Source organism: Aeromonas sp. 9A (genome assembly GCF_963900955.1).
Taxonomy (GTDB): domain Bacteria; phylum Pseudomonadota; class Gammaproteobacteria; order Enterobacterales; family Aeromonadaceae; genus Aeromonas; species Aeromonas salmonicida.
Window position 1 is genome coordinate 168,983 of record NZ_CAWRFG010000001.1, and the last position, 13,695, is coordinate 182,677.

At 60.2% G+C, this 13,695-nt stretch carries 13 protein-coding genes and 1 pseudogene; 10 read left to right on the forward strand and 4 right to left on the reverse strand.

Going from position 1 to position 13,695, the window contains the following annotated elements; genetic code table 11:
* Nucleotides 1–195: 195 nt before the first annotated feature.
* A complete protein-coding gene (locus tag AACX78_RS00795; protein WP_159165126.1) occupies nucleotides 196–1,548 on the forward strand; it encodes a type II toxin-antitoxin system HipA family toxin in 1,353 nt (450 codons plus the stop codon).
* A 2-nt stretch (nucleotides 1,549–1,550) separates the two neighbouring features.
* Nucleotides 1,551–1,871, forward strand: a complete 321-nt coding sequence (locus AACX78_RS00800; protein ID WP_236556276.1) for a helix-turn-helix transcriptional regulator — start codon at nucleotides 1,551–1,553, stop codon at nucleotides 1,869–1,871.
* On the opposite strand, the gene AACX78_RS00805 is transcribed toward AACX78_RS00800, so the two are convergent.
* The 3 genes from AACX78_RS00805 to AACX78_RS00815 form a co-directional block, all read right to left on the reverse strand.
* Nucleotides 1,872–2,039 (reverse strand): hypothetical protein, encoded by a 168-nt coding sequence (locus AACX78_RS00805; RefSeq protein WP_193557867.1) that lies wholly within the window; start codon nucleotides 2,037–2,039, stop codon nucleotides 1,872–1,874.
* A 125-nt stretch (nucleotides 2,040–2,164) separates the two neighbouring features.
* Nucleotides 2,165–3,661 (reverse strand): aldehyde dehydrogenase, encoded by a 1,497-nt coding sequence (locus tag AACX78_RS00810; protein ID WP_159165128.1) that lies wholly within the window; start codon nucleotides 3,659–3,661, stop codon nucleotides 2,165–2,167.
* Nucleotides 3,662–4,013: 352 nt separating this feature from the next.
* Nucleotides 4,014–4,556, reverse strand: a complete 543-nt coding sequence (locus AACX78_RS00815) for a cupin domain-containing protein (protein WP_005319966.1) — start codon at nucleotides 4,554–4,556, stop codon at nucleotides 4,014–4,016.
* A gap of 173 nt (nucleotides 4,557–4,729) precedes the next feature.
* On the opposite strand from AACX78_RS00815, the gene AACX78_RS00820 reads away from it, so the two are divergent.
* From AACX78_RS00820 to AACX78_RS00845, 6 genes and pseudogenes are all read left to right on the forward strand, one after another.
* Nucleotides 4,730–6,061: an aspartate aminotransferase family protein gene (locus AACX78_RS00820; protein WP_159165129.1), complete on the forward strand. Its 1,332-nt coding sequence runs from the start codon at nucleotides 4,730–4,732 to the stop codon at nucleotides 6,059–6,061.
* Nucleotides 6,062–6,165: 104 nt separating this feature from the next.
* Nucleotides 6,166–7,662, forward strand: a complete 1,497-nt coding sequence (locus AACX78_RS00825) for a CoA-acylating methylmalonate-semialdehyde dehydrogenase (protein WP_159165130.1) — start codon at nucleotides 6,166–6,168, stop codon at nucleotides 7,660–7,662.
* Nucleotides 7,663–7,747: 85 nt separating this feature from the next.
* Nucleotides 7,748–8,540, forward strand: a pseudogene (locus tag AACX78_RS00830) (glutamine amidotransferase-related protein).
* Nucleotides 8,537–9,652 carry an alanine dehydrogenase gene (gene ald / locus AACX78_RS00835; protein WP_034523563.1) on the forward strand — a complete coding sequence of 372 codons (1,116 nt, stop codon included), beginning with the start codon at nucleotides 8,537–8,539 and terminating at the stop codon, nucleotides 9,650–9,652. Before AACX78_RS00830 ends, ald begins: the two are co-directional and overlap by 4 nt.
* Nucleotides 9,653–9,771: 119 nt before the next feature.
* On the forward strand, nucleotides 9,772–10,611 hold the full coding sequence (locus AACX78_RS00840; protein WP_159165131.1) for a PfkB family carbohydrate kinase: 840 nt from the start codon (nucleotides 9,772–9,774) through the stop codon (nucleotides 10,609–10,611).
* Between the two features lie 298 nt (nucleotides 10,612–10,909).
* On the forward strand, nucleotides 10,910–11,362 hold the full coding sequence (locus AACX78_RS00845) for an Rrf2 family transcriptional regulator (protein ID WP_005319948.1): 453 nt from the start codon (nucleotides 10,910–10,912) through the stop codon (nucleotides 11,360–11,362).
* Nucleotides 11,363–11,474: 112 nt separating this feature from the next.
* Here AACX78_RS00845 and AACX78_RS00850 read toward each other — a convergent pair whose 3' ends face one another.
* Nucleotides 11,475–11,987: a ferredoxin-type protein NapF gene (locus tag AACX78_RS00850; protein ID WP_159165132.1), complete on the reverse strand. Its 513-nt coding sequence runs from the start codon at nucleotides 11,985–11,987 to the stop codon at nucleotides 11,475–11,477.
* Nucleotides 11,988–12,125: 138 nt separating this feature from the next.
* On the opposite strand from AACX78_RS00850, the gene AACX78_RS00855 reads away from it, so the two are divergent.
* Entirely contained in the window at nucleotides 12,126–12,341 is a 216-nt protein-coding gene (locus AACX78_RS00855) for a hypothetical protein (protein WP_005319942.1), read from the forward strand.
* Complete coding sequence (gene rmuC / locus AACX78_RS00860; RefSeq protein WP_159165133.1) at nucleotides 12,338–13,678, forward strand: DNA recombination protein RmuC; 1,341 nt, start codon at nucleotides 12,338–12,340, stop codon at nucleotides 13,676–13,678. Before AACX78_RS00855 ends, rmuC begins: the two co-directional genes overlap by 4 nt.
* The last annotated feature ends 17 nt before the right edge of the window (nucleotides 13,679–13,695 follow it).

Below are 13,695 nucleotides of genomic sequence, written 5' to 3' on the forward strand. Positions count from 1 at the left end.
TATGGCTTGTTGGGGGGTGATGGAGATCACAGGGCAATGAGTGTAACGAGTACCGTAGCGGGATCAAAGAACCATGTTTTTATGTGAATTATTTTGCTCAAAAAAAACTGAAGGATCTATGTTTTGAGTAATATAATTCTCATAATATAAAAGGCGTCATAATTTTGAGCAAAATAATTCACATGGCGAGGTGTGATGGAACTGACTATCCAGATTTATGGTGGAAAGGGGTGGTGCGATGCAGCCCGTTTGCGGCTGAATGAGGGAGGGAAACGTTCGGCCCGGCTCGCCTATGAGTTTGATTATGCCCTTGAATATCTGCACCAAACACAGGGATGGCACGCCTGTGCCTTGAGGTACCCCATTGAGCTGATGATCCCTCATGATGGTGGCTGGTTTCGTTTTCTCGATGACATTATGCCAGCGGGTAGTGCGCGCCGTTACTGGGTCAGGCAGCTCGACATCGGACATTTGGGTGAAGAGGGACAAGACCGTACCCTTCTGGCTCTCGGTACTATTGCTCCGATCGGAAACTTGCGCATCAAGGAGGCTGTAGAGAGAGTCGCGGCTCAGATACCCGAGCAGAGCCAGGTCACGCAACTGCGCTTCCCTGTGGCGATGGTGTTGGAACGTGATACCGATTTTCTGGAATATGCCCAGCAGATGGGGGCCGCCAGCGGTGGTGCGACTGGGGCCGGTGGAGAGGCTCCCAAGCTGTTGTTGCGGCAAAATCGCAATCAGGAGGTGTGGATAGACACTTTTCAGGATGATCCCTACTGCCTGGATGATTTCTATCTGGTCAAGTTCCCGCGTAACAATCGCAGCGCCATTGATCAGGATATCCTCAGAGCTGAGTATCACTATTATCAAGAACTTAATGCCTTAGGGATCGATACGATTCCGATTCATGGCATGCGTCTTGACGAAGGGAGCAGATACCCTTCGTTGTGGCTTCCCCGCTTTGATGTAGCGGTGCAGGAGCAAAAATTGGTTCGCTTCGGAGTGGAATCTGTCTACAGCGTGATGGACGCAGCTCCAGGCTCGGACCTTAACCATCTGGATATTCTCGATACCTTGCTGCCCATGCTGGAGGGTGAGGCCCGACAGCGCAACACTCGTTTTAACGGCTCTGCATTTGTGATCGAGTGGGTCAGACGTGACTTACTCAACGTGGTCTTTGGAAATTCGGACAACCATGGCCGCAATACGGCATTGCTCAAGAGCGACGAGGGGATCTGGCTCGCACCAGTCTACGACTTTGCCCCCATGAAAGCCGATCCAGAGGGGATCCGTCGCACGACACAGTGGGGGTTGGGGCTCGAAGAGGGAGGGCAGTTTGATTGGGTAGCCATTGCGCAACGTCTGTCACACCGGGTTGAGCCTGACGTCTTGTTGGCATCGTTGACCGAGCTGGCACTAAGGCTCAAGGGGTTACCGGAACGCTTAGCTCGACGTGGAGTACCCGTTTCCATCCTGACTATGCCGACATTCAATTTCAATACGCTCGATGAAAGGCTGACAGTCTGGATTGAGCAGTGGGGGGCATGAGGATGAAAAAACTATCTATAGAGGAGCGTGAGGAGCTGCTGCGTGAACTGTTGGTCAAGTTGCATTGTGGCGTCATCCACGAAGGCGACCTGCTACGTAAGTTGCGCAAAGAGATGCTAGGGATGGATCAGGAGGGCTATGCCAGTCTAATTGGCATCAGTCGACGCACCTTGTCAGCAATCGAACGCAATACTGCCACTCCTTCAATGAAGACGGTCGATCAGGTATTCCGGCCATTTGGATTGAAGATGAGGCTGACACCATTGAACTTGGGTTTGCAAAAACAGGTTGCCGATCAACTGGTTGATAATGAGTGGGAGTGATCAACGCCCACGACGGATCTTCTCGACGTCCACCAGCAACCACAGCATGAGTGCGATGGCGGAGATCCACGGACCCCAGGTCACATAGGCCTCACCCTGCCCCAAGAGGTAGAACAGCAGGGGAAGTCCTATCACCAGAAACAGTACACTTCCCAGAAAAAATAGCATTTTTATCTTTATATTTAAGGGCTTGTCTATTTGACGATTATATCGATTGAGGCGGGCGATGAAAGGGCAAAAATGAAAAAGGAGGATTTCTCCCCCTATTTCACGAATGAGCGTCATTTCTGATGCTATTCGAGCTGGATCCAGGTGCTTTTCAGCTCGGTGTACTTCTCCAGGGCGTGCAGTGACTTGTCGCGGCCGTTGCCGGATTGCTTGAAGCCGCCGAACGGCATCGTCATGTCGCCGCCATCCCAGTTGTTGACGAAGACGGTGCCGGCACGCAGGGCGCGGGAGCCCTTGATCGCCTTGTTGAGGTCAGCGGTCCAGATAGCCGCCGCCAGGCCGTAGTCGGTGTCGTTGCCGAGTGCTATCGCCTCTTCCAAGTTATCGAAGCCGGTTACCGCCAGCACAGGGCCGAAGATCTCCTCGCGGAAGATGCGCATCTCGGGCGTCACCTCGTCGAAGATGGTGGGTTCGATGTAGAAGCCACCGCTCTCCATATTGGTGCGCTTGCCCCCCAGCAGCAGCTTGGCGCCCTCCTGCTGGCCGATATCGATGTAGCGCAGCACCTGCTCCATCTGGATGTTATCCACCATGGCGCCGATGCGGGTGGAGGGATCGATCGGGTTGGCCGCAATCCACTCGCGGGCATGGGCCAGCAACCGTTCCATAAATTGCGGCTTGATGCTGTTTTGCACCAGCAGGCGAGAGGCGGCGGTACACACCTCACCCTGGTTGTAGAAGATGGCGCCGGCGGCACTCTTGGCCGCGGCGTCCAGGTCCGGCGCATCCGCCAGTATGATGTTGGGGCTCTTGCCACCGCACTCCATAAAGGCGCGCTTGAGGTTGGATTTGCCGGAGCACTCCACCAGATGTTTGCCGATCTTGGTGGAGCCGGTGAAGGTGATGCAATCCACGTCCATGTGCATGGCCAGCGCCTCGCCCACCGTATGGCCAAAGCCCGGCAACACGTTGAAGACCCCATCCGGAATGCCCGCCTCTTTCGCGATACCTGCGATGCGCAGGGCGGTGAGAGGGGATTTCTCGGAGGGCTTGAGAATGACGGAGTTGCCGGTCGCCAGCGCCGGGCCCAGCTTCCAGCAGGCCATCACCAGCGGGAAGTTCCAGGGCACAATGGCGGCGACCACGCCAAGCGCCTCGCGGGTCACCAGCGCCAGGGCGGACTCTTCCACCGGTGCGACCTGATCGTAGATCTTGTCGATGGCTTCGGCGTTCCAGGCGATGCAGTTGGCGGCGGCGGGAGCGTCATACCCCATGGCATCGCTGATGGGCTTGCCCATGTCCAGCGACTCCAGCAGTGCCAGCTCCACCTTGTTCAGACGCATCAGGTCGGCGAAGCGCTGCATGATCAGCTTGCGCTGTTTCGGGGCCAGCCCGCTCCAGCGTTTGTCATCGAAGGCGGCGCGGGCGGCCTGCACCGCCAGCTCGGCATCGGCGGCATCGCAGGCGGCGACCTTGGTCAGCAACTTGCCGTTGGCCGGGTTGATGCAGTCGAAGGTGGCACCATTGATGGCATCCCGGTAGCTGCCGTCGATGAAGGCTTGGGAGGGCAGGGTCAGATGGGCGGCCTTGTGTTGCCACTGGGCCAGAGTCAGGTCACTCATGTTCACTCCTTGAACCGGCAAAGAATTGGTATCCGCGTATCAATATGCTAAACATACCGCCGCTTGTAAATCCATCCTGTAACATTTTATTAAACAGCTGAGGCTGTTCCCGTCAGAAACTGGCCGGGATGCTTTACCTGAGAGCGGCTCGAACACTGTTCAATGATACTGCCTTGCGACTCTGTGTGGCTGATGTGATCTGTTTGAGATCAGCCCGAACTCTGTCAAACGGCGGCTTGGAAACTGGCCGGCTTGATTTGCCCGAGATCAGCCCGAATTCTGTCAAATGGCGGCTTGGAAACTGGCCGGCGTGATTTGCCCGAGATCAGTCTGAACCCTGTCAAATGGCGACTTAGAAACTGGCAGGCGTGTTGGCCGAGATCAGCACGCACTCCTGCTCGCCCACGTTGCGAAAACGGTGCGGCGTGCGGCTGTCGAAGTAGTAGCCATCACCCGGTGCCAGCTGGTGGATCTGCTCGCCAATGGTCACCTCGACCGTCCCCTGAATGACGATGCCGCACTCTTCCCCTTCGTGGCTCAGCATGTCGTCACCCGTGTCTGCGCCTGGCGGCAGTATCTCCTGCATCATGCCGATGGCACGGTTGGCGCGGCTGTGGCCCACCAGTCGGTAGCTGATGGGATGGGTGCCAAGATCCGGCATGTCGCTGGCGCGGAAGATCACCTCTGTCCCCATCTCTGTCTCTTCGGTGAAGAAGCTGGCCAGAGACATGGGAATGCCTTCGAGTACCTTGCGCAGCGAGGACACTGAGGGGCTCACCTGATTCTTCTCGATCTGGGAGATAAAACCGTTGGTCACACCGGAGCGTTTGGCTAGCTCGCGCTGGGAGAGGGCCGCCTTGGTGCGAACCGCCTTGAGGCGGTGACCTATATCCATCAATAGACACTCCTTGACTGTTTACTATTATTAAAATTGTGTTAAATATCTTATACCACCCCGGTCGGGGTGACACCAAGCAGGGCAATATTGAGCCCTTTTTTATGGATTCAGGTGTTTAATTTAATAGGCATAAGCCGATAGTTACTAAACACCTTAAGGATGAGGTGACCATGAAACCGATCAGCGACATCAATACGCCCTCCGACATGTCCGCCTTCTGGATGCCGTTCACCGCCAACCAGCAATTCAAGGCGGCGCCGCGCATCCTGAAGTCGGCAGAGGGGATGTATTATCACTCAGAGGATGGCCGCAAGATACTGGATGGCACTGCCGGGCTCTGGTGTTGCAACGCGGGCCATGGTCGCCGCGAGATCGCCGAGGCGGTTTCCCAGCAGATTTCCCACCTCGATTTTGCTCCTACGTTCCAGATGGGGCATCCCCTGCCGTTCGAGCTGGCCAACCAGCTGGTGGAGATAGCCCCCCAAGGGTTCGGTCAAGTCTTCTATACCAACTCGGGTTCCGAATCTGTGGATACGGCGCTGAAAATAGCGCTGGCCTGGCAGCGGGCCCGTGGTCAGGGCACCCGTACCCGGCTGATTGGCCGCGAGCGTGGCTATCATGGAGTCGGCTTTGGCGGCATCTCTGTGGGGGGGATCCCCGGCAACCGCAAGTGGTTCGGCTCCCTGCTGACCGGGGTGGATCATCTGCCCCACACCCTCAATATTGCCAAGCATGCCTTCACCAGGGGATTGCCCGACGAAGACGTGACCCTGGCCGACGAGCTGGAGAAGATCGTCTTCCTGCACGATGCCAGCAACATAGCGGCTGTCATCGTCGAGCCCATAGCCGGCAGTACCGGTGTCATCATGCCACCCAAGGGTTACCTCAAGCGGCTGCGGGAGATCTGCACCAAACACGGCATTCTGCTGATCTTCGACGAGGTGATCACTGGCTTCGGTCGCCTCGGTTCCCCCTTCGCGGCACAGGAGTTCGATGTCATTCCCGACATGATCACCTGTGCCAAGGGGCTCACCAATGGCGCCATCCCCATGGGAGCCGTGCTGGTGCAGAAGCACATCTATGACGACATGATGGCTGCCGGCAAGGGTGCCATCGAGCTGTTCCACGGCTACACCTACTCGGGTCACCCGGTGGCCGCCGCCGCCGCGCTGGCGACCCTCGACATCTACCGCAACGAGAACCTGCTCACCCGCGCCGCCGATCTGGCGGGCTACTGGGAAGAGGCGGCCCACTCCCTCAAGGGCTGCAAGCATGTGAAGGATGTGCGCAACTACGGTCTGGTGGCGGGTATCGAGCTGGAATCCATGCCCGATGCCCCTGGCAAGCGTGCCTACGAGGTGTTCGTGCGCTGCTTTGAGAAGGGGGCCCTGGTTCGCGTGACAGGGGACATTATCGCCCTGTCGCCACCGCTCATTATCGAGCGCAGCCAGATCGACGACCTCTTCACCCTGCTGCAGGATGTGTTGCAGACCCAGGACTGACCTTTTTCACCTTGTTTCATGGCGCCCGGCTTGTCGGGCGCCATCTCCCTGTGCCCGGCCCGTAGGCCCGCAGGGGAATGCGGATTACTCATCATGGAGGATATATGACATACAGGGTCAGCAATTTTATCGACGGCCAGCTGCAACAGAGTCACAGCGAGCGGTTTGGTGCCATCTTCAACCCGGCCACCGGCCAGCAGCAGGGGAGTGTGACACTCGCCACCGCCGCCGAATGTGGCGAGGCCATCGCCGTGGCGGAGCGTGCTTTCACCGACTGGTCCCTGACACCGCCGCTGGTGCGCGCGCGCGTGCTTTTTCGCTTCAAAGAGCTGATGGAGCGGCACAGGGATGAGCTTGCGGAGCTCATCAGCCGCGAGCATGGCAAAGTCTTCTCCGATGCCCAGGGTGAGCTGACCCGGGGGCTGGAAGTGGTGGAGTTTGCCTGCGGCATTCCCCATCTGCTCAAGGGGGAGCACTCCCTCAATGTGGGCCGGGGGGTAGACAGCCATTCCATGATGCAGCCGGTGGGGGTGTGCGCCGGCATAACCCCGTTCAACTTTCCGGCCATGGTGCCGCTCTGGATGTTCCCGGTGGCCATCGCCTGCGGCAATACCTTTATTCTCAAGCCCTCCGAGAAGGATCCATCCCTCTCCCTGCGCATGGCCGAGCTGCTCAAGCAGGCCGGTTTGCCAGATGGTGTGCTCAACGTGGTCAACGGCGACAAGGAGGTGGTGGATGTGCTGCTGACCGATCCGCGGGTCGGCGCCGTCTCTTTCGTGGGCTCCACTCCCATCGCCGAATATATCTATGCCACCGCCTCGGCCCACGGCAAGCGGGTGCAGGCGTTGGGCGGCGCCAAGAACCACATGCTGGTGATGCCGGATGCGGATCTCGATCAGGCGGTCTCCGCCCTGATGGGGGCGGCTTATGGGGCGGCGGGCGAGCGCTGTATGGCCATTTCGGTCGCTGTGGTGGTGGGGGATGAGACCGCCGATGCACTGGTTGCCAAGCTGGCACCGCTGGTGGAAGCACTACGGGTCGGGCCTGGCCTGGGTCAGGTACCGGAGAACGAGATGGGGCCTCTCATCAGCCGTGAGCATCTGGCCAAGGTGCGGAATTATGTGGATCAGGGGGTGGCCGAGGGCGCCCTGCTGCGAGTGGATGGTCGCGGCGTGAGTCACGGGGAAGGCTACTTTATCGGTGGCAGCTTGTTTGACGAGGTAACCCCCGAGATGCGCATCTACCGGGAGGAGATTTTCGGCCCCGTGCTCGCCATAGTGCGGGCCCCGGATTACGAGACAGCGCTCGGGCTCATCAACCAGCACGAGTATGGCAATGGCACTGCCATCTTTACTTGCGACGGCGATACTGCGCGGGACTTCACTGCCAGGGTTCAGGTCGGTATGGTAGGGGTGAACGTCCCCATTCCCGTGCCCATGGCGTTTCACAGCTTTGGGGGTTGGAAACGGTCCATCTTCGGGCCGCTCAACATGCACGGGCCGGATGGGGTGCGCTTCTATACCCGGATGAAGACGGTAACGGCGCGCTGGCCACAGAGCCTGCGGGCCGGTGCCGAGTTCTCCATGCCGACCATGAAGTAAGCAACCATGCAGCAGCTAGTCCAGGCATGGCCCGGTGGTGAAACGCTGCCGGAGTGCCCCGCTATCCCTGTTGAAGGAGTAACAGATGCGACTGGGAATTCTCGATTGTGACCGGCTGGATCCCGATTTGGCGGATCATTTTGGCCCCGTTTACTCCGAGATGTTTATCAAGGGCTTTCGGGCGTTGGCCCCCGAGCTGGAGTTCAGGATCTGGTCGGCGCTCGATGGCGAGCTGCCGGACGATCTGCAAGAGTGTGATGCCTGGCTCATCACGGGTTCGCGGCACGATGCCTACAGCGATCTGCCCTGGATCCAGGCACTGCGCGCCTGGATCCGGCTGGCCCACGATGCCGACGTCAAGCTGGCCGGGGTCTGCTTCGGCCATCAGGTGATTGCGCAGGCGTTGGGGGGCGAGGTGGTGAAATCCACCAAGGGGTGGGGGGGGGCGGGGAGATGTGTAAAGGGGACGGGGGGGGGGGCGGGGGGTCTCGGTTCACCCCATGCTGGCGACCGGATCCTGGATGCAGCCCGGGCTGGATCAGATCCGGATCCTGGCCAGCCATCAGGATCAGGTGGCCCTGTTGCCACCCGGTGCGACCCGGCTGGCTGGCAACGATTTTTGTCCCAACTTCATGTTCTTGCAGGGGGACCACATAGTCGCCATTCAGGGGCATCCGGAGTTTTCGGTGGAGTACAACCGGGCGCTGATCGAGCGGCGGCGGGACTTCTTGTCCGATGATCGTTATCAGAGCAGCCTCTCTTCGCTGGAGGGGGAGGTGGATTCGGCCACCATGATGCAGTGGTTGTTACAATTTTTGGGCATCCTGCCCGGTAGCGAAAGGGCGACCGGCGGGATCACAGCAGGAGAGCGAGCATGATTATTGGCGTACCCAAGGAAATCAAAAACCATGAATACCGGGTCGGCATGACTCCCGCCGGAGTGCAGGAACTGGCGGCCCGGGGACACACTGTGCTGGTGCAACAGCAGGGGGGCGAGGCGATCGGGCTGTCCGATGCTGAGTACCAGGCTGCCGGTGCTGAGCTGGTGGCGAGTGCGGCTGAGATATTCGCCCGGGCCGAGATGATAGTGAAGGTGAAGGAGCCCCAGCCGGAGGAGTGTGAACTGCTGCGCCCCGGTCAGCTGCTCTTTACCTATCTGCACCTGGCGCCGGATCCGGTGCAGACCCAGCTGCTGGTCCACTCGGGGGCGGTGGCCATCGCCTACGAGACGGTGACCGACGAGCGTGGCGGTCTGCCGCTGCTGGCACCCATGTCCGAGGTGGCGGGACGGATGGCAATCCAGGCCGGCGCCCACAGTCTGGAGAAGGCGCAGGGGGGTAATGGCACCCTGCTGGGTGGTGTGCCTGCAGTGGCCCCTGCCAAGGTAGTGGTGCTGGGGGGCGGCGTGGTGGGCGTCAACTCGGCGCGCATGGCGCTGGGTCTGGGGGCTGATGTCACCATTCTGGATCGATCCCTGCCGCGCCTGCGGGAGCTGGACAGCCTCTATGGCCCGGCCCTCAAGACGCTTTACTCCACCCGCACCAATATCGAAGCCTGCATCGCCCAGGCGGATCTGGTGATCGGCGCCGTGCTGATCCCGGGAGCGGCGGCGCCCAGGCTGCTGACCCGCGACATGCTCAAGCTGATGCGCAAGGGTTCAGTGCTGGTGGACGTGGCCATCGATCAGGGCGGCTGCTTTGAAACCTCCCACCCCACCACCCATGAAGAGCCGACCTATGTGGTGGATGGCATCATTCACTACTGCGTGGCCAACATGCCGGGCGGTGTCGCGCGTACCTCCACCTTCGCACTGACCAATGCCACCTTGCCGTTCGTGCTGGCGCTGGCAGACAAGGGTTACGCCCAGGCGCTCAGGGATGACAAACACCTGCGGGCCGGCCTGAACGTGTTCAAGGGCAAGATCACCCAGGCGGCAGTGGCCCAGGCGCTTGGCTATGAGTACGTCAGCGCCGAATCCGTGCTGGCGTGACGCAGCCGGTGTGAACCCTGCCGGCAAACGTCGAGCTGGTTCACAAACCCCGCGATTTCAGGGAGGGCCGTCAGGGCCCTTTCTCATATACTGGGGTCCCTTGTCAGTGAGGCTTCTCCATGTCCCGCATTCTGCTGCTTGCCAATCTCAACTGTGATCATGTGCTCTCTCTCTCCGAACCCCTGGTGGCCGGGGCCCGTCTGCAATACGTGGATCAGGGCAGCAGGCTGGGGGGCGGAGCTGCCAATACCGGCATAGGGCTGGTATGGGCAGGCCACGAGGTGACCATTGCCTCCCGCATCGGGCTGGATGAGGCCGGTGACTGGCTGCTGGAGCAGGCGGCGGGTTACGGGCTGGACTGCTCTCATGTGGAGCGCTTCGGGGGCGAAACAGGGGAACTGCTGATCCTGGTGGATTCCACCGGCGAGCGCACCATCCTCAGGCGGCCGCGTCGCCCCGACCTGCCTGGCGACTTGCCGGTGGAGGGAGTGGACTGTCTCTACGTGAACTATCCCGGCACCGCCATCACAGGCTATATGCGCCAGATGCTCGGCAAGAGTTTCGTGGTGGCCCAGTATCCCAAGGGCGGGCAGGCTCGCCGTCCCTGTCACGTGCTGGTGGCCTCCCGCTCCGATCTCGGCGAGGTGAGCGACCCCTGGCTGCATGCTCGTCAACTGGCCGGGGATCAGCTGGAGTGGCTGGTGCTGACCGAAGGCAAGGCAGGGGCCGTGGCCATCCATGGTGAGGAGCAGATCCGGGTCGCGGCGCGGCCCGTGTCAGTGGTGGATACCACGGGAGCGGGGGATGCGTTCGCCGGTGGCCTGATCCACGGACTGGCGCGAGGCATGGCGATCCAGGATGCCTTGCAGTGCGCGGTTGACTGGGGCGCCTTCGCGGTTGCCTCCGAGAGCTCAATTCCCTCCACAGCGCTGAAAAACTGGCTCAAGCAGCCCCATTGAATCCACACAGCAGGAGTCGTGTGGTGCACGCCTATCCGCGCCGGCCTTGGGGATGGCGCGGCGAAGTTAGCCGCTCAAAACCCCTCAAACCCGGGAGCCAGCCTGCAAGTTTGCGATCAATCAAAGAAAGTGTCGATTTATGTGCATCTTCATCGACACCCGCCTGAGCTGCTCTTAACCTTGTCATTCCACGACTCGGATTAAGATGCGGACTCTGCGCGGGCGCAAGAGCTGTCCCGCCTCTTAGCTTTAGGTTGTCGTCCTGATTTCCAGCTTGTAGTAAGAGGCAAGTGCGACCATGCAACTGACACGATTTACCGACTATGCCCTGCGTACCCTGACTTTTTTGGCGGTTCAGCCGGGAGATCGCCTGTCGACCATCACTGAGGTGGCCGATACCTTTGCCATCTCCCGCAACCACGTGGTCAAGATAGTGCATCAGCTTGGCATCAAGGGGTACATAGAGACGGTACGCGGCAAGCATGGCGGCATCCGCCTCGGTCGCTCCGCCGTCTCCATCAACCTGCGTGATGTGGTGATGGACATGGAACACGTGCTCTGCCCTGTGGATTGCAAGCGCGAGAACTGCCGCCTCTCCGGTGGCTGTCGTATTCAGGGTATTCTGCGCCGCGCCATGAACGCCTTCCTCGAGGTGCTGGGGGAATACACATTGGCCGATGCAGTGCGGGATCCCACTCGTCTTTGCCACCTGCTCGGCATTGAGCACGACTCCATTCTGGCCATGGCATAGAGCCAGTGTCAGACCATGAGGGGCCCACGGGCCCCTTTGTGCTTTCTGGCGTCTGGTAGCAGGTGAATATGGTTTCAGTGCTGAAGACGGGGTTCTGGGGGGGGGTCAAAGGTCAAAGCTGGGGGATCAGGGTGATGGCGCCGTGCAGGCAGGCGAGACCGCAGGCACCACAGCCATCGCACGCCGCCATGTTGACGCTCACCCCATCGCTGGTGGCCTTGATCGCCTGCTGGGGACAGGCATCTTCACACAGCAGGCAGTAGAAGCCCTGTCGTGCCTGACAGCTCGCTTCAATCTGAACCCGGGTCTGCACCTGGCGCCCCCATTGCAGATCGAGGGCGCCGGTCGGGCAAGCTCTGGCACAGCTGCCACAATAGCTGCACTGGCCGCAAGCGAGATCCAGCACAGGGGTGCCGGCGATGGCGGTGCCCTCATACTCGGGTTGACTGGCCGGTTTGAGCAGGCCGTTGGGGCAGGCCTTGAAACACTCGCCGCAACGGGTACAGAGGGAGAGGTACTGGGACTCTTCGATGGCCCATGGCGGGCGAGCTTCATGGCAAACCACGGGGGCGGGGCGAGAAGCTTGCCAACCTTGCGTCAGCCAACGGAGGAAATAATGAGTCATGCTCACCCCTGATACCTATTAGGGGTTAATTTTATCCAAGTTTCTGCTGGCAAGCCAGAGAATAGCGGTGGGCAGGATCGCAAGCCGGGTTGCCCTTGTGTAAGCTAGGCGGGTCTTTTTGCGGGATTGAATGAACTCATGTGGTTATTTTTGTGGCGTGCTTCTCTGTTGTATATCTTCCCTCTGCTGATGTGGGCTTACTGTCGCATCAAGGGGATCGAATTCGCCGAGCTCGATACCGGGGTTAACAGTCACAAGTGGGTTGTGCTGGCCGCCTACCTCCTCTACGTGCTGCTCTGGCTATTGCTCAACCGTTACCTTGAGCTCTTCCTGCGTCAGCGGAGTCGTAAATGATCGCGCTGGCGACCTGGGGGCCGGCGCTGCTGGCAGCCCTGCTCGCCCTCTGTGTCGGCTGGCTGGCAGGGCGCCGCTTTGCCAGCGCCCAGGAGCAGGAGTTGCTGCTGACCCAGGAGCGCCATCAGGCGCTGCAGGATCGCTTCGACGAATTGCAGGATGAGCGGATGCAGGGACAGCAGAAGCTGGATCAGCAGCAGAACCTGCTCATCAAGCTCACCGCCCGCCTCAAGGATGCCGAAGCCACCCTGCGCAGCGAGCGACTGGCCGCAGCCGAGAAGCTGCAACTGCAGCGGGATGGGGAGCAGCGTCTCAGCCAGCAGTTTGAAAACCTCGCCAATCGTATTTTCGAGCAGAACTCGGGTAACTTTCGCGACCTGAACCAGAACAGTCTGGATCTGCTGCTGACACCGCTGAAAGAGCAGCTGGAAGGCTTCCGTCGCCAGGTGGGAGAAACCCATGCCCAGGAGACGGCCCAGCGCCACAGCCTCAAGTTCGAACTGGAGCGTCTGGCCGAGCTCAACGCCCGCATGACCGAAGAGGCGGCAGCCCTGACCCGCGCCCTCAAGGGGGACAGCAAGCAGCAGGGTAACTGGGGGGAGGTAGTGCTGGCCCGCATCCTCAGTGAATGCGGTCTGCGTGAGGGCCACGAGTACCACACCCAGGTCAATATCGAGCTGGACAAGGGCAAGCGCTATCAGCCCGACGTGATCGTCCACCTGCCGCAAGAGAAAGACATCATCATAGACGCCAAGGTGTCGCTGACCGCCTACGAGCGCTGGTACAACGCCGATGACGCTCTGGAAAAAGCGGTAGCGCTCAAGGAGCACGTCGCCTCGGTGCGCAACCATATCCGCGAGCTGGGCCGCAAGGATTACCAGCAGCTGCCCGGGGTGCGTACCCTCGACTATGTGCTGATGTTTGTGGCGGTGGAGCCTGCCTTCCTCACCGCGCTGGAGGCCGACCCTTCCCTGGTACGCTATGGGCTCGACAACAACATCTTGCTGGTGAGCCCCACCAACCTGATGGTGGCGCTGCGGACCATAGAGAACCTGTGGCGCTACGAGCGGCAGAACCAGAATGCCCGCCAGATTGCCGAGCGAGCCGGACGCCTCTACGAGAAGCTGCGGCTGTTTGTGGAAGAGATGCAGCAGATGGGGGGCAGCCTTCACAAGGCGCAGGAGAGCTATGACAAGGCGATGGGGCGGCTGGTCAACGGCCGTGGCAACCTGATCGCCCAGGTCGAGCGTTTCCGTGAGTTGGGGGTGGAGGTGACCAAACCCCTGCCCGAGGCGCTGGTCAACCGCGCGCTGGAACGGGAAGATCCGGCCGAATAACACCGAGTCTTGTCAGT